This window comes from Actinomadura litoris, from assembly GCF_009733595.1.
GTDB classification, from domain to species: Bacteria; Actinomycetota; Actinomycetes; order Streptosporangiales; family Streptosporangiaceae; genus Spirillospora; species Spirillospora litoris.
This window is the reverse complement of record NZ_WOFH01000006.1, coordinates 35,443-60,775: the sequence shown is the minus strand read 5'-3', so window position 1 is coordinate 60,775 and position 25,333 is coordinate 35,443. Positions and strand designations below refer to the sequence as shown.

Annotated in this window: 17 protein-coding genes; 7 read left to right on the top strand and 10 right to left on the bottom strand. The window is 73.9% G+C overall.

The genetic code is table 11. The features are described from left to right. Positions 1–2: 2 nt before the first annotated feature. A complete protein-coding gene (locus tag GNZ18_RS18000) occupies positions 3–1,640 on the bottom strand; it encodes an amidohydrolase (protein WP_156217676.1) in 1,638 nt (545 codons plus the stop codon). 452 nt (positions 1,641–2,092) lie between these two features. Between GNZ18_RS18000 and GNZ18_RS17995 the strand changes: the two genes are divergently transcribed. After that, on the top strand, positions 2,093–3,742 hold the full coding sequence (locus tag GNZ18_RS17995) for a PucR family transcriptional regulator (protein ID WP_156217675.1): 1,650 nt from the start codon (positions 2,093–2,095) through the stop codon (positions 3,740–3,742). A 282-nt stretch (positions 3,743–4,024) separates the two neighbouring features. Beyond that, a complete protein-coding gene (locus GNZ18_RS17990) occupies positions 4,025–5,125 on the top strand; it encodes a PQQ-dependent sugar dehydrogenase (RefSeq protein WP_156217674.1) in 1,101 nt (366 codons plus the stop codon). 29 nt (positions 5,126–5,154) lie between these two features. On the opposite strand, the gene GNZ18_RS17985 is transcribed toward GNZ18_RS17990, so the two are convergent. From GNZ18_RS17985 to GNZ18_RS17975, 3 genes are all read right to left on the bottom strand, one after another. Next, positions 5,155–6,219 carry a threonine ammonia-lyase gene (locus tag GNZ18_RS17985; RefSeq protein WP_156217673.1) on the bottom strand — a complete coding sequence of 355 codons (1,065 nt, stop codon included), beginning with the start codon at positions 6,217–6,219 and terminating at the stop codon, positions 5,155–5,157. A 165-nt stretch (positions 6,220–6,384) separates the two neighbouring features. Then, positions 6,385–7,425, bottom strand: coding sequence for a ParB/RepB/Spo0J family partition protein (locus tag GNZ18_RS17980; protein WP_216651346.1), 1,041 nt, complete (start codon positions 7,423–7,425; stop codon positions 6,385–6,387). A 424-nt stretch (positions 7,426–7,849) separates the two neighbouring features. After that, positions 7,850–8,245: a transposase gene (locus tag GNZ18_RS17975; protein ID WP_156217672.1), complete on the bottom strand. Its 396-nt coding sequence runs from the start codon at positions 8,243–8,245 to the stop codon at positions 7,850–7,852. A 495-nt stretch (positions 8,246–8,740) separates the two neighbouring features. Here GNZ18_RS17975 and GNZ18_RS17970 point away from each other — a divergent pair, with 495 nt between their 5' ends. From GNZ18_RS17970 to GNZ18_RS17950, 5 genes are read left to right on the top strand one after another with little or no spacing between them, the layout of a single operon-like run. Beyond that, positions 8,741–12,499, top strand: a complete 3,759-nt coding sequence (locus GNZ18_RS17970; RefSeq protein ID WP_376766274.1) for a nitrate reductase subunit alpha — start codon at positions 8,741–8,743, stop codon at positions 12,497–12,499. Next, a complete protein-coding gene (gene narH, locus GNZ18_RS17965; RefSeq protein ID WP_216651345.1) occupies positions 12,499–14,196 on the top strand; it encodes a nitrate reductase subunit beta in 1,698 nt (565 codons plus the stop codon). Before GNZ18_RS17970 ends, narH begins: the two co-directional genes overlap by 1 nt. Further along, on the top strand, positions 14,193–14,780 hold the full coding sequence (gene narJ / locus GNZ18_RS17960) for a nitrate reductase molybdenum cofactor assembly chaperone (RefSeq protein ID WP_214617086.1): 588 nt from the start codon (positions 14,193–14,195) through the stop codon (positions 14,778–14,780). Before narH ends, narJ begins: the two co-directional genes overlap by 4 nt. Further along, entirely contained in the window at positions 14,777–15,496 is a 720-nt protein-coding gene (gene narI, locus GNZ18_RS17955; RefSeq protein WP_156217670.1) for a respiratory nitrate reductase subunit gamma, read from the top strand. Before narJ ends, narI begins: the two co-directional genes overlap by 4 nt. A gap of 3 nt (positions 15,497–15,499) precedes the next feature. Then, positions 15,500–17,011: a sensor histidine kinase gene (locus GNZ18_RS17950; RefSeq protein ID WP_156217669.1), complete on the top strand. Its 1,512-nt coding sequence runs from the start codon at positions 15,500–15,502 to the stop codon at positions 17,009–17,011. 13 nt (positions 17,012–17,024) lie between these two features. On the opposite strand, the gene GNZ18_RS17945 is transcribed toward GNZ18_RS17950, so the two are convergent. The 6 genes from GNZ18_RS17945 to GNZ18_RS17920 all read right to left on the bottom strand — a co-directional run bounded on the left by GNZ18_RS17945 (position 17,025) and on the right by GNZ18_RS17920 (position 25,333). Next, complete coding sequence (locus tag GNZ18_RS17945; RefSeq protein ID WP_214617088.1) at positions 17,025–17,711, bottom strand: response regulator transcription factor; 687 nt, start codon at positions 17,709–17,711, stop codon at positions 17,025–17,027. A 100-nt stretch (positions 17,712–17,811) separates the two neighbouring features. Next, positions 17,812–19,446 carry an amidohydrolase gene (locus tag GNZ18_RS17940; RefSeq protein WP_156217668.1) on the bottom strand — a complete coding sequence of 545 codons (1,635 nt, stop codon included), beginning with the start codon at positions 19,444–19,446 and terminating at the stop codon, positions 17,812–17,814. After that, positions 19,447–22,428, bottom strand: a complete 2,982-nt coding sequence (locus GNZ18_RS17935; RefSeq protein WP_173390807.1) for an aminotransferase class III-fold pyridoxal phosphate-dependent enzyme — start codon at positions 22,426–22,428, stop codon at positions 19,447–19,449. 58 nt (positions 22,429–22,486) lie between these two features. Beyond that, on the bottom strand, positions 22,487–23,629 hold the full coding sequence (locus tag GNZ18_RS17930) for an ABC transporter ATP-binding protein (protein WP_156217666.1): 1,143 nt from the start codon (positions 23,627–23,629) through the stop codon (positions 22,487–22,489). Next, entirely contained in the window at positions 23,626–24,459 is an 834-nt protein-coding gene (locus GNZ18_RS17925) for an ABC transporter permease (protein ID WP_156217665.1), read from the bottom strand. Before GNZ18_RS17925 ends, GNZ18_RS17930 begins: the two co-directional genes overlap by 4 nt. Further along, positions 24,452–25,333: an ABC transporter permease gene (locus tag GNZ18_RS17920; protein WP_156217664.1), complete on the bottom strand. Its 882-nt coding sequence runs from the start codon at positions 25,331–25,333 to the stop codon at positions 24,452–24,454. Before GNZ18_RS17920 ends, GNZ18_RS17925 begins: the two co-directional genes overlap by 8 nt.

Below are 25,333 nucleotides of genomic sequence, written 5' to 3'. Positions count from 1 at the left end.
GGTCAGCCGCCCCAGACCGGACGGCCGCCGACCCACGTGCCCGTCACGGGCACCTCGGCCAGGCGCTCGGGGTCGGCGCGCAGCGGGTCCTCGGCGAGCACGGTGAAGTCGGCCAGGTAGCCGGGCGCGATACGGCCCTTGACATGCTCCTCGCCGGACGCGGCGGCCGACCCGACCGTGTAGACCTCCAGCGCCTCGTAGGGGGTCAGCCGCTCCTCCTCGCCGAGGACGGTGCCGTCCAGGCTGCGGCGGGTCGTCAGCGACTGGAGCGCGTACAGCGGCTCGGGCGGGCCGCACGGGTGGTCGGACGAACCCGCCACGGTGATCCCCGCCTCCCGGAACGTGCGGTGCGGGCTGATCCGCGCCGCGCGCTCGGGGCCGTAGTGGTCGAGCAGGTTGCGCCCGTGGTAGCGGACGAAGGCGCCGAAGGGGACGGGGATCACGCCGAGGTCCCGGATGCGCCGCACGAGCCGCCCGTCCACCACCGAGCAGTGCTCGATGCGGTGCGCCTGGCCGGGACGCGGCGGCGTCGCGGCGGTGGCGCGTTCCATCGCGTCCAGCACCTTGGCGATGGCGAGGTCGCCGTTGGCGTGGACGGCGAGCCTGGCGCCCGCCGCGTGCACCCGGTGGACCACGTCGGTGATCTCCTCGTCCGGCATGACCTGGATGCCGCCGGTCGGCTCGCCCCGGGCGCCCCGGTAGGGACGCGAGCACAGGCAGGTGCCGCCGGAGACCGCGCCGTCGCTCATCATCTTCACGCCGGTGAACCGCAGCCACTCGTCGCCGAAACCGGTGGCCGGGCCCGGGGCCGGGTCGAAGAACTCGTACCAGAGCAGCATGCCGACGCGGGCGGTGAGCACGCCCTGGTCGCGGGCGGTCTGGTACAGCTTCCAGTCGTGCGGGTGGACCATCGCGTCGCAGATCGAGGTGATGCCCGCCGCGTTCATCTCCCCGATCACCCGCCGCAGCGACCCGACCCGCGCCTCCGTCGTCGGGGCGGGGACGAGCGGCGGCCGCGAGCCGTGCCCGAGGAACCCCTCCATCCAGGCCCGCTCCCAGACGACGCCGGTCAGCCGCCCGCCGTCGCGGACCAGCTCGCCGCCCACGGGGTCGGGGGTGTGCTCGTCGTATCCGGCGGCGGCGAGCGCGGCGGAGTTGGCGACCGCGCCGTGGTAGGAGTAGTGGATGATCAGCACGGGGTGGCGGGCGGAGACCCGGTCCAGGAGGGCGCGGTCGACCGCGCCGCCGTCCTCGGTGCGGGAGACGTCGAAGTTGTGGCCGACGACCCACCCGCCGTCCGGCGTGCGTGCGGCGCGCTCGGCCAGCGCCCGCCGCACGTCCTCGGCGCTGCGCGTCACCGCGGGCGCGAGGTCCATGTAGAGGCCGCCGTCGGCCAGCAGCGACGGGTGGGCGTGCGCGTCGTTGAACCCGGGCACGACCACGCCGCCGCCCAGGTCGACCGTCTCGGCCTCCGGGAACCGGCCGCGCAGGTCGCCGGCGTCGCCCACCGCGATGACGCGCTCGCCCAGGGTCACGAACGCGTCGACGCCGCCCCTGGAGTCGGACGCGCCGTCCATGGTGATGACGCGGCTCGCCCGCACGAGGCGCAGCGGGTGGCGGGCGCCCTCCGCCCGGCTCATACGGGACCCGCCGGGTCGAGCGAGGTGAAGGCGGGGATCCCCGGCGCGCTGATGGCGGTCATCGACATGGCACTCCCTAGGAACGGGTGGAGGTCGGCGGGCGGCCGGCGGCGACGGCCCGCGCCGGTGGAGGGCCGGCCGCCGGGGCGGGCGACACGACGGGCACGAAGGTCGGATACCAGCCGTACCGCGCCCACCGTCCGCGTGCAACCAGACACCCCACATGGCGGTGAGGACCCGCGCGGTCGGCGGGCTCCGCGGCTCGTCGGTGGCGGGTGGCGGTTCGGCGCCCGCGCGGGGTGTCCCCGGCGGTGACACCGAGTGTGCGCACCGGGGGCCGCCGGGACAACGAGCAGACTGCCCACGCTCGGTGTTCTCCGCTGACACTTTGTTCACCGACAATGGACCTGACCAGGTTCTTCGGAGATCGCGGACAGGCGGAGGGAGCACGGATGGGTGACGAGGGCGACGGCCCGCTCGTCCGGGTGGCGCTGCCGACCGTCGCCGAGGCGCTGGAGCTGCCCGCGCTGCGGGTCGGGCGGCCCGAGGTCCTCGCCGGGGGCGAGCACCTGGACCGGCGGGTCCGGTGGGTGCACGTCGGCGAGATCCCCGACATCGCCGGGCTGCTGCTCGGCGGCGAGCTGATCCTGTCCACCGGCATCGGGCTGCCCGACGGCGACGACGAGCTGCGCCGCTACGCCGCCGGGCTGGTCGAGGCGGGCGCCGCCGGGCTGGTGGTGGAGCTCGGGCGCCGGTTCCGGCGGTTGCCGCCGCCGCTCGTCCAGGCGATGGAACGCGGCAACCTGCCCCTGGTCGCGCTGCACCGCGAGGTGCGCTTCGTCCGGATCACCGAGGCGATCCACACCTGGATCGTCGAGCAGCAGTTCGAGGTGCTGCGCGCGTCCGAGCGGGCGCACGAGCGGTTCACGGCGCTGTGCGTCCGGGGCGCGTCCCCGGCGGAGATCGTCGCCGAGGTCGCGGACCTGGCCGGCTGCCCGGTGATCTTCGAGGACCTCATGCACCGCGTCGTCGCGCACGCGGCGGCCGACATGCCGGTGGACGACCTGCTGCGCAACTGGGAGGCCCGCTCCCGGATGGCCCGCGCCGACGGCCGGACGGCGGTCTGCGGCGACGAGCGCTGGGCGGTCACCGACGTGGAGGCGCGCGGCGAGGCGTGGGGGCGGCTGGTGCTGCTGCCGTCCGGCGAGCCGTCCCAGATCCAGCTGCTGGTGCTGGAGCGCGGCGCGACGGCGCTCACCCTGAACCGGCTGCTGGAGCGCAACCGGGAGAGCCTGGAGCGGCAGGCGCACCGCTCGACGCTGTCGGACATCATCGACGGCCGCTACGCCTCACCGCAGGACATCGCGGCGCGCACCGCCGCGCTCGGCGTCCCGATCGACCAGAGCGCGCTGGTCGCGGTCATCGTCGAGCCCGAGCACGGGCCGGACGAGCCGGTCGGCCCGCTCGCGGCCGGGCCGCTGGCCGCCGAGCCCGTCGCGGCGGCGGCCCGCGCCGCCGGGGCGCGGGCGCTGGTCGGGGCGCTCGACGGGCGGCGCGTCGGGGCGCTGCTGGCGCTGCCGGGCCCGGCGGGGCGCCCCGGGGTGCTGGACCGGTTCGCGCGGGGCGTGCACGAGCGGCTCGGCCGCCCCGCGACGGTCGCGGCCGGGACGACGGCCCGCGACCTGGCCGAGGTCCGGCGCTCGTTCGCCGAGGCCCACCAGGTCGCCGACGCGGCCCCGCCGCCGGGGACCGGGCACCACCGCCCCTACTACGAACTCCCCGACATCCAGCTGCGCGGCCTGCTCTACATCCTCGGCGACGACCCCCGGTTGCAGGCGTTCGTCGAGCGCACCCTCGGGCCGCTGCTCGACCACGACAACCGGCACGGCACGAACCTGCTGGAGACGCTGCGCGCCTATGTCGCGCACGGCGGCAACAAGTCCGAGGCGGCCGCCGCCGCGCACCTGTCGCGCCAGAGCCTGTACCAGCGGCTCGCGGCGATCGAGCGCGTCCTCGGCGTCAGCCTCGAATCGGCGGACGTCCGGACGTCCCTGCACGCGGCCGTCATGAGCCTCGACTCGACCGGCCCGTCCGCCCGCTGACCACTGCCACCGGTGTTCGGCGGCATTGGAGGCGCGCAATGCGCGGCCAAGAGTTGATCTTGATGAAGGGCCGCCAAGGCACGGTTGATGACGCTGGTCATCGCGGTCGTTTCTGATTCATTTGAGGGGCCTTGCTGTTAAAGGTGAAAAATCGAACCTTCACAGCGGACAGTGGGACAGGTACGTTACAAGGCGATACGGAGTGATCTGGATCCGATCATTTCGCCACTGCGGAGGCGTAACCGGGGGCAACCGGCAGCACCAAGCGACATGGAGTGGAAAATGCCCCGGAAAACACGCGCGATGGCCTTCCCGATCGCGGTCTTCACCGCCGCGTCCCTGGTCGCGGCACCGGCGTCGGCGACGCCGCAGGTCTCCCCCCACAAAGCCGCGCGGGCCAATCCCGCGTTCGACTTCTCCAAGCCGCAGACCGCCGCGACGAACCTCACGGTGCCGTGGGGCCTCGCGTTCCTGCCCGACGGCAGCGCGCTGGTCTCGGAGCGGACGACCGCCCGCATCCTCAAGGTGACCTCCGGCTCGACGACGCCGACCGAGGTGGCGAAGCTGTCGGGCGTCGCGTCCACGGGCGAGGGCGGCCTGCTCGGCCTCGCGGTCTCGCCCGACTACGCGAAGGACGGCTACGTCTACGCCTACTACACCTCCTCGACCGACAACCGGATCGTCCGGTTCAAGCTCGCCGCCTCGCCCCAGCAGGAAGTGGTGTTCTCCGGCATCGCGAAGAACTCCTTCCACGACGGCGGGCGGATCCACTTCGGCCCCGACGGGTTCCTGTACGCGAGCACCGGTGACGCCGGGACGAAGCCCAACGCGCAGAACGCGTCCAGCCCGAACGGGAAGATCCTTCGGATGACGGCGGAGGGCAAGCCCGCGCCCGGCAACCCGGCCCCGAACTCGGTCGTCTATTCGCTCGGGCACCGCAACGTGCAGGGGTTCGCGTGGGGCGCCGGCGGGATGTACGCCAGCGAGTTCGGCCAGGACACCTGGGACGAGGTCAACCACATCACGCCCGGAGGCAACTACGGCTGGCCGAACGTCGAGGGCACCGGCGGCGGGTCGAACTACATCGATCCCATCGCCACCTGGCGGACGAGGGAGGCCTCGCCCAGCGGCACCGCCGTCGTCGGCGACACCCTCTACACCGCCGCCCTCGGCGGCCGTCGCCTGTGGACGGTCCCCCTCGACGGCAAGGGCGGCTCGTCCGGCACGCCCACGGCGGTGCTCCAGGGCACCTACGGGCGGCTGCGCACGGTCGAGCTGGGCCCGGACGGCTGGCTCTGGGTGACGACGAGCAACCGCGACGGCCGGGGCAGCCCCGCCGGGACCGACGACCGCATCCTCCGCTTCCCCAAGGCCGCCGGCTGACCCGGCCCGACATCCGGCCGGTTCTCGGGTCACCCGCCCGCGACCGCGCCCGCCAGCAGCGAGACCAGCAGGCCCTCCTCGACGTTGCCGCCGCTCAGCAGCACCCCGACGTCGGCGCCGAGCGAGGGGGCCAGGTCGAGCGCCGCGGCGAGCGCGGTCGCCGCGGCGGGTTCGACCAGCAGCCGGGCGTGCAGCAGGGCGGCGCGCAGCGCGGCGCCGATCGCGGCCTCCGGCACGGCGACGACCCGAGAGACCGACGCGCGCGCCGTCCGGAAGGGCAGCGCGCCGATCCGGTCGGGGCGCAGCCCGTCGGCGATCGTCGGGCCCACCGGGACGGTGACGGGCCCGCCCGCCTCCAGCGCGGCGGCGAGCGCGGGCACCGCCGCCGGTTCCGCGCCGACCACCGCGATCCCGGTCCCGGACGTGGCGAGGCAGGCGCCGGCGACCGCGCTGCCGCCGCCGACCGGCACGACGACGGCGTCCAGGCGGCCGCCCTCGCGCTCCACCTGCTCGACCAGCTCGGCGGTCGCGGTGCCCTGCCCGGCCACCACGCGCGGGTCCTCGTAGGGGTCGACCACGTCGTAGCCGTGCCGCTCCCGCAGGTCGTGGACGGCGGCGATCCGCTCCGCGAGCGTGGTCCCGGCCGTCACGACGCGGGCGCCGATCTCGCGGAGCCGCGCGACCTTGCCGGGCGCCGCGTCCTCCGGCAGGACGACCGTCGCCGGCAGGCCCCGGCGGCGCGCGGCGAGCGCCACCGAGATGGCGTGGTTGCCGGTGCTCTGCGCGAGCACGCCCCGGCTGCCCTCCGCCGCCAGCCGCGCGACGGCCAGCGACGCGCCGCGCACCTTGAAGGACCCGCCGCGCTGGAGGTTCTCGGCCTTCAGCCAGAGCCGCGCCCCGGCGGCGGCGTCGAGCGCCTCGCTCCGCACGACCGGAGTCCGCCAGATCTGCCCGGCGAGCAGCCGCGCGGCGCGCTCCACGTCCTCGCGGCCGAGTTCGGGAAACGCCGTTTCGGCGTCCCCCGTTTCGGGACGGTCCGCCGCGATGCCGGGCACGGCCCCGCGAGCGGTGTGGTCGACGGCGGAATCGCGCATGGTCGCGTCCCCTCGAATCGCGTCCCCGCGCCGGGGAACACGGGAGAACGTAGATGATCTAGGCGAAGAGCGTCCATGTTCTCCGCGCCCGCGCCCGATGGCATGGCCGTGAAGTGCGACGACGCCCACCGGAATGTCCGGCGGGCGCCATCGGTCGCGCTCATGTCACTGCGCGGTCTGCCGCCCGAGCAGCCACGGGTCGGATATCTTCGCCCGCATATCGAGTTCCCGTGCGAATTCGAGCCACATCTGCGAGTTCTGCCGGGCTATCTGCATCGCGAGCGTCAGGCAGTGGGAGGGCACAGACGCCACGAAATCGGTCATGTTCGTCGCGCCCGCCGCGTTCTCCTTCAGCATCCGCAGCAGCCGCCGGCCCTGCTCGCTGTGGCGCAGCGAGGGGTCGCGCAGCAGCTTCTCCAGCGCCACCGTCGAGGGCGCCGCGCGCACCTCGCCCACCTTCACCGCCTCGACGTCGCGGTCGAAGGAGCGCTTCGGCTTCTTCGGCGGCGCCGAGGGCGTCGGCGTGGACGAGGCGGCCGACGACCCGGGGGCGGGCGCCGAGCGCCCGGCGGGCACCGGCTCCTCGCCGCGCTCCAGCCGCCTGCGCACGTCGAGCGCCGTCGCGGGCGAGACCCCGGCGATCCGCGCGACCTGGCGCAACGAGGTCCGCGGGTTCTCCCGCATCAGCTCGGCGGCCCGGCGGCGCCCCTCCCCTCCGTTGAGGGGGCGTACCCGCCCGTCCCGTCCGACGCGGGTGTTCAACTGCGGCACGGCATCGGTCGATCGGCGCATCTCGGCCACGACCCGCGTGCCGAGCCCGGTCGTCTTGGCGATCGCGCGGTCGGACATGTCGGGCTGCGACATCAGGATCCGCAGCGCCGCCGCGTGCCGGTCGGCCTGGGAGAGCGGCAGGCCGTGCCGGACGTTGGCCTCGACGCCGAGGACGAACGCGTCCTCCGGGCTGCCGTCGAAGAACTCGACCTCGATCGTCTCCTGCCCCCGCAGCGACGCGGCCATCAGCCGGTGGACGCCGTCGATCACGCGCATCGTGCGCCGATCGACCAAAATGGGCGGGAGCGGCCCCTCGGTCTCGGCCAGCCGCATGACGTGCGCCTTGTCCTCACCCCTGAGGCGCGGGGAGTCCCCCGGCCGAAGATCGAGAATGGAGACGGAGACGACCATCGACCCGCGGCTTCTGGCGGGCACGACCTCGGTCTGGACTTCCCCCGTAACCGAACTGCCTGATGCCTGATCCACGCTTACACCCCTCTGAGACAACTTGGCTGCGGCTGTCGGCGGCTCGCATGGGCGCGCGCGAGCGGTTCTGGCGGTAGGCGCGCCCACAAATCCATACCTTCCGACGGCGAACTACCGTCATTCAGTTCGTGATCACACGGTCACCCTGTGATATCAATGGCCGTGGGACCAAGATCTTCAGGCGTGCCGTCACGCTAGCCGAACCGGAGTGATCTTGAAAGATTCGGGATAGCGGGCGCGCCGTTCAAGGAGAAGCGGCCAGCCGAAAGCGCGGCGATCCGAGCCCGGGGTTGAAATTTTGACCATCGGGTGCCCCCTATGAAGTGCGGCGTTCCCATTCCGTCGCCGATCGCGACGGAGCGCGGTGCACCGATCACCGCGCAGCGTTAACCGTTTCAGGATTGGCCGCTTCGTCCCCCGAGGTGTTTTGTTTGGCGCGGGCGAGGACGGCCTCCGCCGCGAACCGCGCCCACTCCGGCGCGCCGCCGTCCTCCGACACGGCACGGTAGAGCCGGTCCCACACGCCGGAGTCGCTCCAGCAGGCGAACCACCGGTAGATCGTCTGCCACGACGCCCCGAAGACGGGCGGCACCCGCCGCCAGGTGCAACCGGTCGTGGCCGCGAGGACGATCGCCGCGAGCACGTCCCGCTCGGAGGCGCGCCGCCGCCCGCCCCCCTGCGGACGCGTCGGCGCGGGCGGCGCCACGCGCTGGAACGCCTCCCACAAACCGTCCGGAACCAGGTGCTCCACCACCATCGCGGCCCCCATGGCCCAAGATTACCGGTTGCGCCAAACGAAACACCGTGGACCAACCTCCTCCCCGCCGGGCGCACGCGCGGCGCGGGGGCCGTGCGGGGCGGCGGCGCAAGGGGCTGCGCCAGGGGCGGCGCGCCCGCCCCCGAGCCGAACGGCCCGCGCGTCCCGGCGCGGCGCGCGGGTTCGGCCCGGCCGGCCGGCGGGGCCCGTGCGTTTCGCGTTCTATGTCGGCGGATTATCGGTTGGATCGTCCGTGCCCCCCGGAGGCCCCCGACGTCTGATTTTCCCCGCACGGGAGCACGGGGTTTTTCTATATTCGGGTTGCGCCGCCCGGCCGGGCCCGAGATCCCGGTGCGAGGAATTTAGGTTAGCGAATGGCAAAGAGCATTGACTCCTATGGTCAAGGAGCGTGAGATTTCTCGGGGGCCGGTTCGGCCGGTACGCCGGCGTGCGCTTGTGAAGGAGTGTGCCGTGGTTCTTCGTGGAGGCCGTGAACGTGCCGGGCAGGTGGCGGCGGAAGCGGAGGAGCGGCTGCTGAGAGCGGGCCGGCTGCTGCGTCCCGCGCGGACCGCCGCCGATCTCCGCTTCGTGTACCGCGACGACCAGAAGGTCAACGACGCGCCGTACCGGGAGCGCTGGGCGCACGACAAGGTGGTGCGTTCCACGCACGGGGTCAACTGCACCGGGTCCTGCTCGTGGAAGGTGTACGTCAAGGACGGTCTGATCACCTGGGAGACGCAGCAGACCGACTACCCGAGCGTCGGGCCCGACCGCCCGGAGTACGAGCCGCGCGGCTGCCCGCGCGGGGCGTCCTTCTCCTGGTACACCTACTCGCCCACGCGGGTGCGCTACCCGCACGCGCGGGGGGTACTGGTCGAGATGTACCGGGAGGCCAGGCGGCGCCTCGGCGACCCCGTCGCCGCCTGGGCCGACATCGTCGACGACCCGGAGCGGCGGCGCCGCTACCAGTCGGCGCGGGGCCGGGGCGGGCTGGTGCGCGTCGGCTGGGACGAGGCGCTGGAGATCGCCGCCGCCGCGCACGTCCACACGATCAAGAACCACGGCCCGGACCGGGTGGCGGGCTTCTCCCCCATCCCGGCGATGTCGATGGCCTCGCACGCGGTCGGCGCCCGGTTCATGTCGCTGATCGGCGCGCCGATGCTGTCGTTCTACGACTGGTACGCCGACCTCCCGGTGGCCTCGCCGCAGGTGTTCGGCGACCAGACCGACGTCCCCGAGTCGGCCGACTGGTGGGACGCGGGATACCTGCTGCTGTGGGGTTCCAACGTCCCGGTGACGCGCACCCCCGACGCGCATTGGATGACCGAGGCGCGTTATCGCGGGCAGAAGGTCGTGGTGGTCTCGCCCGACTATTCCGACGCCACGAAGTTCGCCGACGAGTGGATGCATCCGCACCCCGGAACCGACGGCGCGCTCGCCATGGCGATGGGCCATGTCATCCTGCGCGAGCATTTCGTGGACCGCACCACACCCTATTTCGATGGATATGTGAAGCGTTTCACCGACCTCCCTTTCCTCGTGGAGTTGCGGGAGAAGGACGGCGCGTTCGTGCCCGGCAAGTTCGTGACGGCGGCCGACATCGGGCTGGAGACGGCGGCGGCGCCCGGCGACCGGCAGTGGCAGCCGGTGCTGATGGACGCGCGGACCGGCGCCCCCGCCGCCCCGAACGGCACGCTCGCCGACCGCTGGGGGCCGGAGGGCGAGGGCCGCTGGAACCTCGACCTCGGCGACCTCGACCCGCTGCTGACCCTGTACTCCGACGGCGCGCGGAGCGCCGAGGTGCTGCTGCCCCGCTTCGACACCGAGGCCGCCGGGGCGCCCGCCGCGGGCGCGAACGGCGACGGGGCGGCGGACGCCGACCAGACCGCCGGTGGTGGCGCGGTGCGTCGCGGTGTGCCCGTACTCCGGGTGGGCGGGCGCACCGTGACCACCGTGTTCGACCTGCTCCTCGCCCAGCACGGGGTGGACCGCCCCGGGCTGCCCGGGGAGTGGCCCGCCGGCTACGAGGACCCGCGCGTCCCGTGCACACCCGCCTGGCAGGAGGAGATCACCGGTGTGCCCGCCGCGCGCGTCGCCGCGATCGCGCGGGAGTTCGCGGACAACGCCGAGCGCACCCGGGGGCGCTCGATGATCGTGATGGGCGCGGGCACCAACCACTGGTACCACTCCGACACGATCTACCGCTCGTTCCTGTCGCTGCTGCTGCTCACCGGCTGCCAGGGCGTGAACGGCGGCGGCTGGGCGCACTACGTCGGGCAGGAGAAGGTGCGGCCGCTCGCGGGCTGGCAGCAGCTCTCGACGGCGGCCGACTGGGTCCGGCCGTCCCGGCAGATGGCGGGCACGCCGTACTGGTACACGCACACCGGGCAGTGGCGCTACGAGGGCTTCTCGGCGGGGGCGCTGTCGTCGCCCACCGGACCCGGCCTGTTCGCCGGGCGGCACACCGCCGACCTGGTGGCGCAGTCGTCCCGGCTGGGCTGGATGCCGTCCTACCCGACGTTCACCGCGAACCCGCTGGACCTCGGCCGCGCCGCGCGCGAGGCGGGCGGCGACCCGGCCGACTGGGTCGCCGAGCGCGTCCAGGACGGGCGGCTCGGCTTCGCGGTCGAGGACCCCGACGCCCCCGAGAACTGGCCGCGCGTGCTGACGGTGTGGCGCGCGAACCTGATCGGCTCGTCCGCCAAGGGCAACGAGTACTTCCTGCGGCACCTGCTCGGCGCGCAGGACAACGCGACCGCCGAGGAGGCGCCGCCCGGCGCCCGGCCGAACGAGGTGGCCTGGCGGGAGGGGCCGCGCGGCAAGCTCGACCTGCTGATGGCGCTGGACTTCCGGATGACCTCCACCACGCTGTTCGCCGACCTCGTGCTCCCGGCGGCGACGTGGTATGAGAAGCACGACCTGTCCAGCACCGACATGCACCCCTACGTGCACGCGTTCTCCCCGGCGATCAACCCGCCCTGGCAGGCCAGGACGGACTTCGAGATCTTCCACGGGCTCGCGCGGAGGCTGTCGGAGCTGGCGCGGGGGCGGCTGGACGTCGCCCACGACCTGGTCGCGACCGCGCTCCAGCACGACACCCCCGGGGAGACCGCCCAGCCCGGCGGAACGGTCCCCGACTGGCGCGAGGGCCATCCCGCGCGCCCCGGCCGCAACCTCCCCGCGATCACGCTCGTGGAACGCGACTACACCGCGGTCGCCGACCGGCTCGCCGCGCTCGGCCCGCTGCCGCGCGACGCGGGGATGCTGGTCAAGGGCGTCCACGTGCAGGCCGCCCAGGAGGACGCGTGGCTCGCCTCCCGCTGCGGCACCGCGACCGGCGGCGCGGCGCGCGGGCGCCCGCTGCTCGACACCGACGTCCGGCTGTGCGAGGCCGTGCTGGCGCTGTCGGGCACCTGCAACGGGCGGATCGCGGCCGAGGGCTTCACGAACCTGGCCGGACGGTGCGGCGACGGCTCCGGGCTGGCGGAGCTGGGCGCGTCCGTCGCCGAGCGCCGGGTGGTGTTCTCCGACACCCAGGACCGCCCCGTCCAGGTCTCGACGAGCTTCGAGTGGTCGGGCAAGGAGGCGACCGACCGCCGCTACTCACCGTTCACGATCAACGTCGAGCACCGCAAGCCCTGGCACACGCTGACCGGGCGGCAGCACTTCTTCCTCGACCACGACTGGATGATCGAGTTCGGCGAGCAGCTCCCGATCTACCGCCCGCCGCTGGACATGGCCGCGCTCGGCGAGGGCCGGGCCGCCGCCGCGCTGGGCGACGGCGACGCGAACGGCAACGGCGACGGACGCGCGGTGACGGTCCGCTACCTCACGCCGCACTCCAAGTGGTCGATCCACTCGGAGTACCAGGAGAACCTGCTGATGCAGACGCTCGCCCGGGGCGGGCCCGTGATCTGGATGAGCGTCCAGGACGCGGCGGCCGCGGGCGTCGCCGACAACGACTGGATCGAGGCGGTCAACGTCAACGGCGTGGTCGTCGCCCGCGCGATCGTCTCGCACCGCATGCCGCCGGGCACCGTGTTCATGTACCACGTGCAGGAGCGGCTGGTGAACGTGCCCCGCTCGACCGCCACCGGACGCCGGGGCGGCGTCCACAACGCGCTGACCAAGCTGCTCATCAAGCCGACGCACCTCATCGGCGGCTACGCCCAGCAGTCGTTCGCCCCCAACTACCACGGCCCGACCGGCAACCAGCGCGACGCCGTCACCGTGATCCGGCGCCGTTCCCAGGAGGTCCAGTACTGATGGCCCGACCGAGTCTCCGCAAGAAGGGCGGCGCCGCGAACGGCCGCGGGAAGGCCGCCCCGCGCCGCGTGATGGCGCAGGTCGCCATGGTGATGAACCTCGACAAGTGCATCGGCTGCCACACCTGCTCGGTGACGTGCAAGCAGACCTGGACGAACCGTCCCGGCACCGAGTACGTCTGGTTCAACAACGTCGAGACCCGGCCCGGCCAGGGCTACCCGCGCGGCTACGAGGACCAGGACCGCTGGAACGGCGGGTGGACGCTCAACCGGCGCGGCAGGCTCGTCCCCCGCGCGGGCGGACGGTTCCGGCGGCTCTCGGGCATCTTCGCCAACCCCGACCTGCCCGAGCTGAACGACTACTACGAGCCCTGGACCTACGACTACGCCACGCTGACCGACGCGCCGCTCGGCGACGACGTCCCGACGGCGGCGCCGCGCTCGCTCATCGACGGCAGGCCCACCTCGGTGGAGTGGGGCCCCAACTGGGACGACGACCTCGGCGGCGGCCCCGCGCACGTCGCGAACGACCCGATGCTCCGCAAGATCGGCGACGGCATCAAGCTGGAGTACGAGCAGTCGTTCATGTTCTACCTGCCGCGCATCTGCGAGCACTGCCTGAACCCCTCGTGCGTGGCGGCCTGCCCGTCCGGCGCGCTGTACAAGCGGATCGAGGACGGCATCGTGCTGGTCGACCAGGACCGGTGCCGGGGCTGGCGGATGTGCGTGTCCGGCTGCCCCTACAAGAAGATCTACTTCAACCACCGCACCGGCAAGGCCGAGAAGTGCACGCTGTGCTACCCGCGCATCGAGGCGGGCGAGCCGACGGTCTGCTCGGAGACCTGCGTCGGGCGGCTGCGCTACCTCGGCGTGATCCTCTACGACCCCGACCGGGTCGGCGAGGCCGCCTCGGTCGAGGACGACCGGGACCTCTACGAGGCGCAGCTCGGCTGCTTCCTCGACCCCGACGACCCGCAGGTCGCGGCGGCGGCCGAGGCGTCCGGCGTCCCGCACGACTGGGTCACCGCCGCGCGGCGCTCGCCGGTGCACGCGCTGATCAACAAGTACAGGGTCGCGCTGCCGCTGCACCCGGAGTACCGGACGATGCCGATGGTCTGGTACATCCCGCCGCTGTCGCCGATCGTGGACGCGCTCGCCGAGACCGGCAACGACGGCGAGGACGCGGGCAACCTGTTCGGCGCGATCGAGTCGCTGCGGATCCCGGTGTCCTACCTCGCGGAGCTGTTCACCGCCGGGGACGAGGAGCCGGTGCGGGCGTCGCTGCGCAAGCTCGCGGCGATGCGGGCGCACATGCGCCGCGTCAACCTCGGCGAGCCCGAGGACCCGTCGATCGCCGGGAGCGTCGGGATGGACACCGACCAGATGCGGGCCATGTACCGGCTGCTGGCGCTGGCCAAGTACGACGAGCGCTACGTCATCCCGACGGCCTACAGCGGCGGCTCGTTCACCGGGCACGCCGACCACGGGTGCAGCCTGGAGGGCCCCGGCGGCCCGGGGATGATGGACGGCGACGCCGCGGGCGAGGCGTTCCACGCGCCGCCGCTCGTGCCCGCGCCGTCGAGCGCGGCGGGCGAGGGCGACGGCGACGGGCCGCGCCGCGTCAACCTGCTGAACTGGAACGGTCACGGCAGGCCCGCCGGGCTGTTCCCGCCGCGCGCCGCCGGGGAGGAGTCGTGACGGTCCGGCTCGTCCGGCAGGCGGCCTCGCTGCTGCTGTCCTACCCGGACGCGGACTGGCCCGCGACGCTCGACCTCGTCGCCGGCTCGCTGGCGGGCGCGCGGGGCCCGGCGCCCGCCGCGCTCGCCCGGTTCTGCGCGGACGTCGCGGACGTCCCGCCGCTGGAGCTCGGCGCCCGCTACGTCGCGACCTTCGACCGCGACCGCCGCCGCACCCTGCACCTGACCTACTACACCGACGGCGACACCCGCGCCCGCGGCGCGCGGCTCGCCGGGATGAAGGCCCTCTACCGGCGGCACGGCTGGAACCACGAGGACGCCGAGCTGCCCGACTTCCTGCCGGTCATGCTGGAGTTCGCGGCGCGCGTCCCGGACGCGGGGAGCGAGCTGCTCGCCGCGCACCGGCCCGGCCTGGAGCTGCTGCGCCTCGCGCTGCGCGACGCCGGCAGCGGCTACGAGGCGGTCATCGGGGCCGTGTGCTCCACCCTCCCGGGCGCGAGCCCCCGCGACCGGGAGGCGGCCCGCGCGCTCGCGCGGTCAGGACCCCCCACCGAGACGGTGGGCGTGGAAGGACATCGACGATGAGACACCTGCACATCGCCCTGTGGGGCGTCCTGCCCTACCTCGTGCTCGTCCTGTTCCTCGCGGGCAGCGCCTGGCGCTACCAGTACGACAGGTTCGGGATCACCACGCGGTCCAGCCAGCTCCACGAGAGCAGGCTGCTGCGGGTCGCGAGCCCGATGTTCCACATCGGGCTGCTGCTGGTCATCGGCGGCCACGTGATCGGGCTGATCGTCCCCGAGAGCCTGACCGAGGCGCTGCGCGTCCCCGAGTCGGCCTACCGCGCCAACGCGCTGCTGGTCGGCGGGCTCGCGGGGACGGCCGCCGTCGCGGGCCTGTCGGTCCTGATCTGGCGGCGGCTGAGCACCCGCGCCGTCCGGGAGTCCTCCACGCGCAGCGACCGCGCCCTGTACCCCGTGCTCGTCACCGTGCTCGTCGCGGGGCTGGTCGCGACGCTCGCGGGCAGCGCGTCCGGCGACTACGACTACCGGCTCGGGGTGTCGATCTGGTTCCGCAGCCTGTTCGAGCTGGACCCGAACGTCGACGCGATGCGGGACGCGCCGCTCGTCTTCCAGGTGCATACGCTGACGGGCATGGCACTGTTCGCGCTGTGGCCCTTCAGCCGCCTGGTGCACGCCTTCGCCGCGCCGGTCGGTTACCTCGTCCGCCCCTACGTCGTGTACCGGTCGCGCCGCCCGGCCCCGGCGCGGGCGCTCGACGGACGGCCGGACCGCGCCTGACGCGTGGCCGGCACCGCCCCCGGCGACACCCGCGACACCACCCCGCAGCGCGGACACGACGTCGCGCACTCCTGGACAGGGCACCCGATGACACCCCACCGCACCCCGCGCCCGGCCCGCCACCGGAGCGCCCCGCTGCGCCGCCACCTGCTGGGATGGCTGATCGGCTGCACGGCGCTCGCCATCGTCGTCTCGGCCGTCCCGCTGACGCTCACCATCCAGCGGCTCTACCGCGACGAGGCCGTGGCCAACCTGGACCGCGCCGCGCAGGGGCTCCAGTTCGCGCAGGAGGCGCAGACCTTCCACCCGGAGACCGTCCGCCCGCAGAGCATGCCCGACCCCCTGCCCGTCCCCGGGGGGCCCAGCGACGTGCCGGGCCACGGCACCCGGCCAAGGCCCTCGCCCCGCGCCTCGTCCGGCGCCTCGCCGGGAACCGGCGCCCAGGCCGGGGCCGGCACCTCCGGCGAGGCAGTCGAGGCGTTCCCGCGGATGGCCGGGCCCGGCGTGAAGTCGCCGGTCGTCGGGCTGTACGGGCCGACCGGGTCGCGCTTCGGCGGCGACGGCCCGGCCAGCTCGGCGACCGCCGCGCTGGCGCTGGACGGCCGCATCCACGACGCCGTCGAGGACGGCCAGCTCACCGCCACGGCCCCGCTGCTGCACCAGGACGGGTCGATCACCGTCGTCCGCGTCGGCGTCCCCTACGCCCGGGTCCGGCACCGCACCGAGCGCGCCTGGGCGCTGATCGTGCTCGGCGGGCTGCTGCTGCTCCTGCCCTCGCTCGTCGCCGCGTCCCGGCTCGCCGGCCGGGCCGCGCGGCCGGTCGAGCAGCTCGCCGAGGCCGCGCGGAACCTGGAGGAGACCGTGGCGCGCGAGCGGCTGTTCAGCGCGGACGTCGCGCACCAGCTCCGCACGCCGCTGACCCGGCTGCTGCTCGGCCTGGAGGCCGGGCTGCACCGCGCCGACGACCCGCGCGCGGCGATCCGGACGGCGGTCGGGCGCGGCTGGTCGCTGGTCGACACCGTCGAGGAGATGCTCCAGCTCGCCCGCGAGGACCACACCCGCGAGCAGGTCGACGTCGGCGCGCTGCTGGCCGAGGTCCACGCCCGCCGCGCGCCCGACGCCGACGCGGCCGGGCGGCGGCTCGTGCTGGCCGCCTCGCCGCCGCTGCCGCCGGTGCAGGCCGCGCCCGCCGCGCTGGCGCAGATCCTGGACGTCCTGATCGACAACGCGCTCGCGCACGGCGCCGGGACGATCACCGTGACCGCCCACCACGCCGACCCCGGGCTCGCCGTCGACGTCATGGACGAGGGGCCGGGGCCCGACCCCGACGACGACGTCTTCCAGCGGCGCCCGCCGTCCGAGGCCACCGAGCAGGGCCCCCGGCACCGGATCGGGCTCGCGCTCGCCCGCTCCCTGGCCCACGCGGAAGGGGGGCGCCTCTACCTCAGCAGCACCGAGCCCGTCGTGTTCACGCTCATGCTGCCGGCGGCGGACCGGCCCGTGCCCTCGGCCTGACCGCCCGCCGGGATCAGATGATCTCGTAGCGGTAGCCGTGCCCGCGCACGGTGGAGATGCGGCCGGGATCGTGGCCGTGCGCGGACAACCGCCGGCGCAGGGCGCAGACGTGCACGTCCAGCGTCTTGGTGGCGCCGAACCAGTTCGCGCCCCACACCTCGCGCATCAACTCCTCCCGCGAGACGTCCCGCCCGGCACGCGCGACCAGCGCGAACAGCAGGTCGAACTCGCGGGGCCGCAGGGCCATCTCGGCCCCGCCGACGAACGCGCGCCGGGCGGCGACGTGCAGCCGCAGGTCGCCGACCGACACCAGGCCGATGCCCGGACGCGGGTGGCCGCGCCGCCGCAGCGCCCGCAGCCGCGCGAGCAGTTCGCCGAGCCGGAACGGCTTGGTGACGTAGTCGTCGGCGCCCGCGTCCAGCGCCATGACGACCTCGGGCTCGCGCGTGCGCGCCGTGAGCACCAGGATCGCGACCTCGGGGACCGAGTCGCGCAGCCACCGGCACAGCGTCACGCCGTCCATGTCGGGCAGCCCGAGGTCGACCACGACGATCTGTGGCGGGCTGTGCAGGACCGCCCGCGCGGCGGGGCGGCCCGCCCGGCTCCAGGTGGCCGCATATCCCTGTTCGGTCAGTATCTCGACGAGATCCGAGCCGATCTCGGGGTCGTCTTCGACGATCAGCAGATCACCAGGGGACACGAAACCATCGTAGAACGCTCCGTCCCGATCAATCGGGAGGGGTATTTCACACCCCGTCCGGCGTATTCACATTTCAATATGACCCACGGCGAGTGATCGATCAGGCCGAATGAACGATCCTTCCCCCGGCGACGGTGAGAGTGGTGGACAGCTCCCGCAGTTCGGCGATCTCCGCGGTCAGCGGGTCGCCGTCCAGGACGGCGAGGTCGGCGAGGTGGCCCGGGGCGATCACACCCTTGTGGTGGTCGGCGTGCTCGAAGTGCGCGGCGTCGCTCGTCCACAGCCGCAGCGCCTGCTCGCGGGTGAGCCGCAGGTCCTCCGGGACCTCGGCGAACGGCCCGGGGGCCGCGCCGACGAACGTCGCCATGCCGCGCCGCCAGTCGGGGAAGGTGACCGGCGCGTCGGAGCTGTCGGCGACCTTCACCCCGGCGGCGAGCAGGGCGCCTGCGGGGAACGCGCGCGCCCAGCGGTCCGCGCCGATCGAGCGGGTCATCGACGCGCCGCTGTAGGACTTCATCAGCGAGCTGGTGATCACGCCGACGCCGTGCTCGGCCATGCGCGCGTAGGAGTGCTCGGCGAGCAGCGTGCCGTGGATGAGGGCGTGCCGCGCGTCCGGCCACGGGTCGGCCTTCTGCGCGCGGGCGAACCCGTCGATCGCGGCGTCGGCGGCGCGGTCGCCGGTGACGTGCACCTGCGCCTGGAGCCGGTTGCGGTGCGCCAGCTCGATCAGGCGCATCAGCTCCTCGTAGCGGGCGTCCTCGTCGTCGCCGTGCGTGACGAGGTGGCCCGTCCCGCCCTCGGGGTAGGGGTGGTGCAGCCACGCGCTGCACTGGGTGGGGACGCCGTCGGCGAACAGCTTGCAGCCGCCGACGCGCAGCCAGTCGTCGCCGAGGCCGGTGGACAGGCCCGCGTAGGACAGCGACCGCGCCAGCCCCTCCGACGTCGTGGACGTGGACGGCCAGTCCCAGTGCAGCAGCGTGTTCACCCGGAGCGTCATCCGGCCCTCGCGGCGCAGCGTCGTGTAGTCGCGCAGCAGCTCGGGCCACACGACCGGGTCGGTGGCGCTGGTGAAGCCGAGGGAGTTGAGCACCCGCATCGCCGAGACGATCGCGTCCAGCCTGTCCTGCTCGGTGTGCGCCGGGACGTGCCGGGTGACCAGCTCCTTCGCCGACTCCAGCAGGTGCCCGGTCGGCTCGCCGGAGGGGTCGCGCTCGATGACCCCGCCCGGCGGGTCCTGCGTGTCGCGGGTGATCCCGGCGATCTCCAGCGCGACGGTGTTGACCAGCACCGAGTGCCGCGAGGCGTGGTGCAGCAGCGCCGGCCGGCCGCCGGTCGCCGGGTCGAGGTGCGAGCGGTGCGGGACCGGGTCGAACTCGGGGATGTTCGCCTCCCGGAACCCCTCGCCGATCACCCAGTCGCTGCCGGCGGGCCCGGGGCCCGCCCCGGCCAGCTCGGCGTGCAGCGCGGCGAGCGAGGTGACGCCGTTCAGGTCGGCGCCGAGCGCGGCCAGGCCGAACATCGCCAGGTGCAGGTGCGCGTCGTTGAGGCCCGGGACGACCGTGCTCCCGGCGAGGTCGACGGTGGAGGTGCCCGGGCCGACGAACTCCCGGACGGCCCGGTCGTCGCCGACCGCGACGATCCGGTCGCCCGCCACCGCGACGGCGGTCGCGGTGCGCGACCCCCCGTCCAGCGTGAGGACGTTTCCGCCGAGCAACACCAGATCCGCTGCGGGCATTTACCAGCCTTCCTCTAGAACGGCGTCCAACGCGGCGGCGAACTCGTCCGCGTGGTCACGGGTGAACGACAGCGGCGGCTTCAGCTTGAGGATGTTCCACGCGGGCCCGGTCGGGTAGACGAGGACACCGCGGTCCTTCAGCCGCTCGCAGATGAGCAGGGTCTCCTCCGACGCGGGCTCCTTGGTCTCGCGGTCCAGCACGAACTCGACGCCGCTGTAGAAGCCCTGGCCGCGCACGTCGCCGATCAGCTCGTGCTTGGGCGCGAGCGCGGCGAGCACGTCCCGCAGGTACTGGCCGGTCTCCAGCGCGTTCTGTTGCAGGCCCTCCTCCTCGACGACCTTCAGCAGTTCCAGGCCGACCGCGCAGGCGACCGGGTTGCCGCCGTAGGTGGAGAAGAACCTCCCGGTGGCGTCGAACGCCTGCGAGATCTCGCGGGTGGTGACCATCGCCGCCACCGGGAAGCCGTTGCCCATCGCCTTGCCCATCGTCACGAAGTCCGGGACGACGTCGGGGCCCTGCGTCTGGAAGCCCCAGAACGCCTCGCCGAGCCGTCCGAACCCGACCTGGACCTCGTCGGCGATCGTCATCGCGCCGGCCCGGGACGCGGCGGCGAAGATCGGCGCCAGGTAGCCGGGCGGCAGCACGACCTGGCCACCGCCCGCCAGCAGCGCCTCGAACAGGTAGGCGGCGGGCGGGCGCCCCTCGGCGGCGAGCCGGTCGAAGGTCTCGATGACGTGCCGGGCGTAGTGCGCCCCCGCCTCCGGGTCGTCGTAGCCGTAGCGGCCCCGGTAGCGGTCGGGGACGGGCGTCGGGTGGGTGGTGTCGGGCTTGCCGTAGTGCTTGTAGCGCGATGGGCTCACGTCGGCGACCGTCGTCGTGTAGCCGTGGTAGGCGTCGTCGATGATCACGACGTCGTCGCGCTTGGTGAGGTAGCGCGACATCCGCAGCGCGAGGTCGTTGGCCTCGCTGCCGGAGTTGACGAAGTAGACGACGTCGAGGCCGTCGGGGAGCGTCGCGGTGAGCCGCTCGGCGTACTCCGACAGCACGTCGTACACGAACCGGGTGTTGGTGTTCAGCCTGCCGAGCTGCCGCGCGGCGACGTCCACGAGCCGGGGGTGGCCGTGCCCGACCAGCGTGACGTTGTTCAGCGCGTCCAGGTAGGAGCGGCCGTGCTCGTCGTAGAACCGGCAGTCGCGGGCGCGGACCATCGCGATCGGGTTGGTGAAGTAGGTGGGGTGGCTGTTCGGCAGGTGGTGGTGCCGCTTCGGCAGCGCGCGTTCGGCGGTGGGCCGCCAGGCGGTGACCGCGTCCCGCGCGCCGAGCAGCGGGGTCGGGTCGGGGAACAGCCCGCGCCAGAGCGCGGCGCCGTCGCCGGGCGCCAGGTGCGGGACGTCCGGCCAGGACGCGACGGGCGCGCCCGTCACCTGGATCCGCACGCGCGGCGGCAGCCCGTCACCGGTCGCGGCGGCGACCTCGCCGAGCGCGCCGCCCGCCGCGACGTCGTCGCCGGGGGCGAGGCGCGTGGCCACGCCGGAGTGGACGGTGCGGAAGCGCACGCCCTCGGCCGGCTCGTGGACCAGCACCAGCGCCGGCTCGGCGGCCTCCACCCGCCCGGCCAGCGGCGCCCGGACCGGCGTGCCGGACGCGGCGAACACCTCGACGCCGAGCGTGACGTCGGCGCCGCGCCGCCGCGGCGCGAGGAACCGGGGTTCGGCGTAGCGGCCGACAGGCGTCCCCGGCCCGAAGGCGAGGATCGCGGCGCGGGCGGCGGCGCGCAGGGCGTCGGGCTCGCGGGGGTCGGCGCCGTCGTAGCACTCGCCGCTCGCGCCGAGGTCGATCGGCGCGAGCGCGCCGGCGACCGGCGGCGTGATCGCGGCGGCGTTCCCGGCGAGCCAGGCGGCGGCCGTCGCGGTGGCGGGGTGGGCGGGCAGCCCGCACGCCGTGCGGACGGCCGCCGCCCCCACCTCCGCCGGGACCCCGGCCAGCAGCCGGGCCAGGTCGGCGGCGCCGGAGGAGCGGTGCCGGGGGTCGCCGTGCGCGCGTCCGGCCGACAGCCGCGCGGTGGTCGCCGCGACCGCCGCCGAGCGGATCGCGACCAGCGGGAACAGCAGGTCGATCTCGTCCTCCGACAGCGGGCACGCGCCGTGGTAGGCGGCGGTGAGCGTGGCCGCCACCTCCAGCGGGCGGTCCGCGCCGCGCATCGCGCTGGACAGCAGGATCGCGAGGTCGGCGACCCGGGGGGCGGGCGCCGCGTCACCGAAGTCGATCACTCCGGAGACGCGGGCGCGGTTGCCCTCGGCGCGCACCAGCACGTTGAAGACGTTCAGGTCGTGGTGGACGACCGCGACCGGCAGCCCGCCGAGCCGTTCGTCCAGCAGCGGGAGGTAGCGGGCCTGGATCAGCGCGGCGGCGGCCCGCAGCGCCGGGTCCTGGACGTGCGGCAGCGAGTCGGCGAGCGCCGTCCCCGCGTGCGCGAACTCCCAGTAGTGCGCCTCGGGCGGGCTCGGGTGCGTGAACCCGGCGGTCGCGGCGGCGAGCCGTCCGGAGACCGCGCCGACGTCGGCGAGCAGTTCGGCCGAGCGGCGCGGCGCCTCGGCCAGCGGCGCGCCGGGCACGAACGTCAGCAGCCGGACGAGCAGCCCGTCCACGATCCGGTCCCGCGCGCCGTCCCGGTCGGGGACGACGCGCGGTACCTCGAACCCGAGGTCGCGCGCCGCGAGGTGGTCGAGCAGCGCCGTCTGGAACTCCGCCGCCCGCCGCTCCCCCGGCCCGGTGACCTTCAGGACATAGCGTGCGCCGGTCTCGTCCGTCACCTGCGTGTTGCGGTCGGTCTCGCCCGCCAGCGGCCGGAGCGTGACGGAGTCGAGCCCGTAGCCGTCCCGCAGGACGTCCCGGAGGAAGCCGTCGCTCACCTCGGGCGGGCCGGCGGTGATGCGCCCGTAGCGCGGGTCGGTCGCGGTGCCGTCGGTGTGCGGTGCCACGGAAGGAACTCCATTCGCGAAGGTCATCTCGGATCGGTGCGGGTGGAGGGGCGGCGGATCACGCCCCGGCCGGGACGGCGGCGGGCGCGGCGGGCCCGCCCGCGTGGTCGCGGACGATCGCCTGGTGCCGGGGGTCCCAGCTCACCGTGACGCCCTCGCCCGGCATCGCGGGCAGCGGGGAGCCGACCGGGTGCGAGGCGAGGCCCTTGGTGCCGTCGGCGAACCTCAGCCCGACCTGGTGCCGGTCGCCGACATAGACGATCTCGGTGACGGTCGCGCCGATGTGGTTGTGCTCGGCGTGGACCTCGGTGTCGTCGACGTGCAGCTTCAGCCGCTCGGGACGGACGACCGCGACGCCCGCGCACCGGTCCAGCTCCGGGTCCAGGCGCGGCGCCCGCAGCTCGTGCCCGCCGCAGCGCAGGATCCCGGCGGCCTTGTCGACCGTCCCCCGGAACCCGGTGGACTCGCCGAGGAACTCGGCGACGAACAGCGTCTCCGGCCGCTCGTACAGGTCGGCGGGCTTGCCGACCTGCTCGATCCGGCCCTCGTTGAACACCGCGATGCGGTCGGAGAGCGTCAGCGCCTCGTGCTGGTCGTGGGTGACGAAGATGAACGTCATCCCGAGCTCGCGGTGCATCCGCGCGATCTCCCGCTGGAGCTGGTCGCGCAGCCGCTTGTCGAGGGCGCCGAGCGGCTCGTCCATCAGCAGGGCGCGGGGCTCGTAGACGACCGCGCGGGCCAGCGCCACCCGCTGCTGCTGGCCGCCCGAGAGCTGGCCGGGCAGCCGGTCGGCGTAGTCGCCGAGGTGGACGAGGTCGAGCGTCTCGGCCACCCGCCTGGCGATCTCGGCCTTGGGCGTCTTGCGCTGCTGGAGCGGGAACGCGACGTTCTTGGTGACGCTGAGGTGCGGGAACAGCGCGTACTGCTGGAACACCACGCCGAGGTCGCGCTTGTGCGGCTTCAGCCGGGACACGTCGCGGCCGTCGATCTCGATCGACCCCGCCGACACCGACACGAACCCGGCGAGCATCGACAGCATCGTCGTCTTGCCCGACCCGGACGGGCCGAGGAACGTCATGAACTCGCCGTCGGCGATGTCGAGCGACACCTCGTCCACCGCCGGGTGCGACGTCCCGGTGTAGAGCTTGGAGACCCCCTTGATGCGGATTCCGCGGGCGGCTTCCTGGCTGTTGGGGTTCATCGTGTCCTCCGCTCGCGGCGCACGAGCTGCGGGACGAGCAGCACGAGGGTGGTCGCGACCACCATCACGCTCGACGCCGCAGCGATGGTGGGGTCGATTTCCAGGGTGATGGAGTTGTACATCTGCACCGGCAGGGTCTGGATGTCGGGCGTTTGCAGGAACAGCGCGACGACGACCTCGTCGAGCGAGGTGACGAACGCGAAGGCGAAACCGGACAGCACGCCCGGCAGGACCTGCGGCACCGTGATGCGGAAGAACGTCGTCCACGCGGTGGCGCCGAGGGTCGCGGCGGCGATGTCCTGCGTCCGGTCGTACCCGGCGAGGCTGGTGGACACCGCCGTCACCACGAACGGCAGCGCGAGGACGGTGTGGGCGATCACGAAGCCGATCGCGGTGCCGTTGAGCTGCCAGCGGATGAACACGCCGTAGATCGCGATCGCGACCACGATCCCCGGCATGATCATCGGCGCCATCATCAGCTGCCGGACGGCGCCGCGGCCGCGGAAGCGCGACCGGGTCAGCCCCAGCGCGACCGCGACCCCGAGGATCGTCGCGGCCACCGCGACCAGCAGCCCGATCTGGACCGAGGTGAGAAGCGCGTACATCCACTTCTCGGAGCCGAAGAACGACTTGTACCAGCGCAGCGACCAGGACTTCGGCGGGAACTCGAACGTCGTGGCCCCGGAGAAGCTCATCGGGATCACCACCACGGTCGGGGCGATCAGCAGCAGCGCGGTCAGCCCGACGGCCGTCCGCAGGCCCCAGCCGATCCCGCCGTCCCGCTGCGCCTTGACCGGTTCCCTCTCGCGGGTCTCCGTCGCCTCAGTCATGGGTCACCGCCCCTCCGAGGGCCCTCGCCGGTCCGCCGAACCGCGACACGATGAACAGCACCAGCAGCGTCACGCCGAGCAGGACGGTGCCGAGCGCGCCCGCGCCGCCGAAGTCCAGCAGCTTGCTGACGCGCTCGCTGATCACCTGCGAGATCAGCGAGTTCTGCGGCGACCCCAGCAGCGCCGGGGTGATGTAGAAGCCGAGCGTCATGATGAACACCAGCGAGAAGCCCGACAGCATGCCCGGCACCGACAGCGGGACGTACACCCGCCCGAAGGCCCGCCAGCGCGGGGCGCCGAGGCTGCCCGCCGCGTCCAGCAGCCGGGGGTCGATCTGCTCCATGGCGCTGTACAGCGGCAGCACCATGAACGGCAGCATCACCTGCACCATCGCCACCGTGACGCCCGCAACCGTGCCGAGCAGCACGACGCCGTCGAAGCCGATCAGGCCGAGGAACCGCTCGATCGGGCCGCCGCGCTGCTCCAGCATGTACCAGGCGAAGTTGCGGGCCATCAGCGACGTCCAGAACGGCAGCAGGACGATCACCGTCAGCACCGCGCGGGTCCGGGGGCGGACCTTGGTCATCGCGTACGCGTAGGGGTAGGCGATGACCAGGGTCGTCGCGGCCACGATGAGCGCGGTGACCAGCGTCCTGACGAGCACCTTCACCGACAGGCCGTCGTGCAGCAGCGCCGTGTAGTTCCCGAACCCGGCGTCGGGCTCGGTGAGGCTGCGCCACACGATCGTCGCGATCGGATAGAAGAAGAACACCAGCAACAGCGCCGTCGCCGGCAGGACGAACCAGGCCGCGCGCCCCCGAGGGCGCGTCGCCTCGCGTCCCTGCGACCGAGCCTTGATCGTCGTGGTCGTCAT

Excerpts from the sequence above, each read along its gene's own strand:
- GNZ18_RS17940 (WP_156217668.1), bottom strand. The coding sequence starts at position 19,446 with ATGCCCGCAGCGGATCTGGTGTTGCTCGGCGGAAACGTCCTCACGCTG.
- GNZ18_RS18000 (WP_156217676.1), bottom strand. The coding sequence starts at position 1,640 with ATGAGCCGGGCGGAGGGCGCCCGCCACCCGCTGCGCCTCGTGCGGGCG.
- GNZ18_RS17925 (WP_156217665.1), bottom strand. The coding sequence starts at position 24,459 with ATGACTGAGGCGACGGAGACCCGCGAGAGGGAACCGGTCAAGGCGCAG.
- narI (WP_156217670.1), top strand. The coding sequence starts at position 14,777 with ATGAGACACCTGCACATCGCCCTGTGGGGCGTCCTGCCCTACCTCGTG.
- GNZ18_RS17920 (WP_156217664.1), bottom strand. The coding sequence starts at position 25,333 with ATGACGACCACGACGATCAAGGCTCGGTCGCAGGGACGCGAGGCGACG.
- GNZ18_RS17975 (WP_156217672.1), bottom strand. The coding sequence starts at position 8,245 with ATGGGGGCCGCGATGGTGGTGGAGCACCTGGTTCCGGACGGTTTGTGG.
- GNZ18_RS17930 (WP_156217666.1), bottom strand. The coding sequence starts at position 23,629 with ATGAACCCCAACAGCCAGGAAGCCGCCCGCGGAATCCGCATCAAGGGG.
- GNZ18_RS17985 (WP_156217673.1), bottom strand. The coding sequence starts at position 6,219 with ATGCGCGATTCCGCCGTCGACCACACCGCTCGCGGGGCCGTGCCCGGC.
- GNZ18_RS17995 (WP_156217675.1), top strand. The coding sequence starts at position 2,093 with ATGGGTGACGAGGGCGACGGCCCGCTCGTCCGGGTGGCGCTGCCGACC.
- GNZ18_RS17990 (WP_156217674.1), top strand. The coding sequence starts at position 4,025 with ATGCCCCGGAAAACACGCGCGATGGCCTTCCCGATCGCGGTCTTCACC.
- narH (WP_216651345.1), top strand. The coding sequence starts at position 12,499 with ATGGCCCGACCGAGTCTCCGCAAGAAGGGCGGCGCCGCGAACGGCCGC.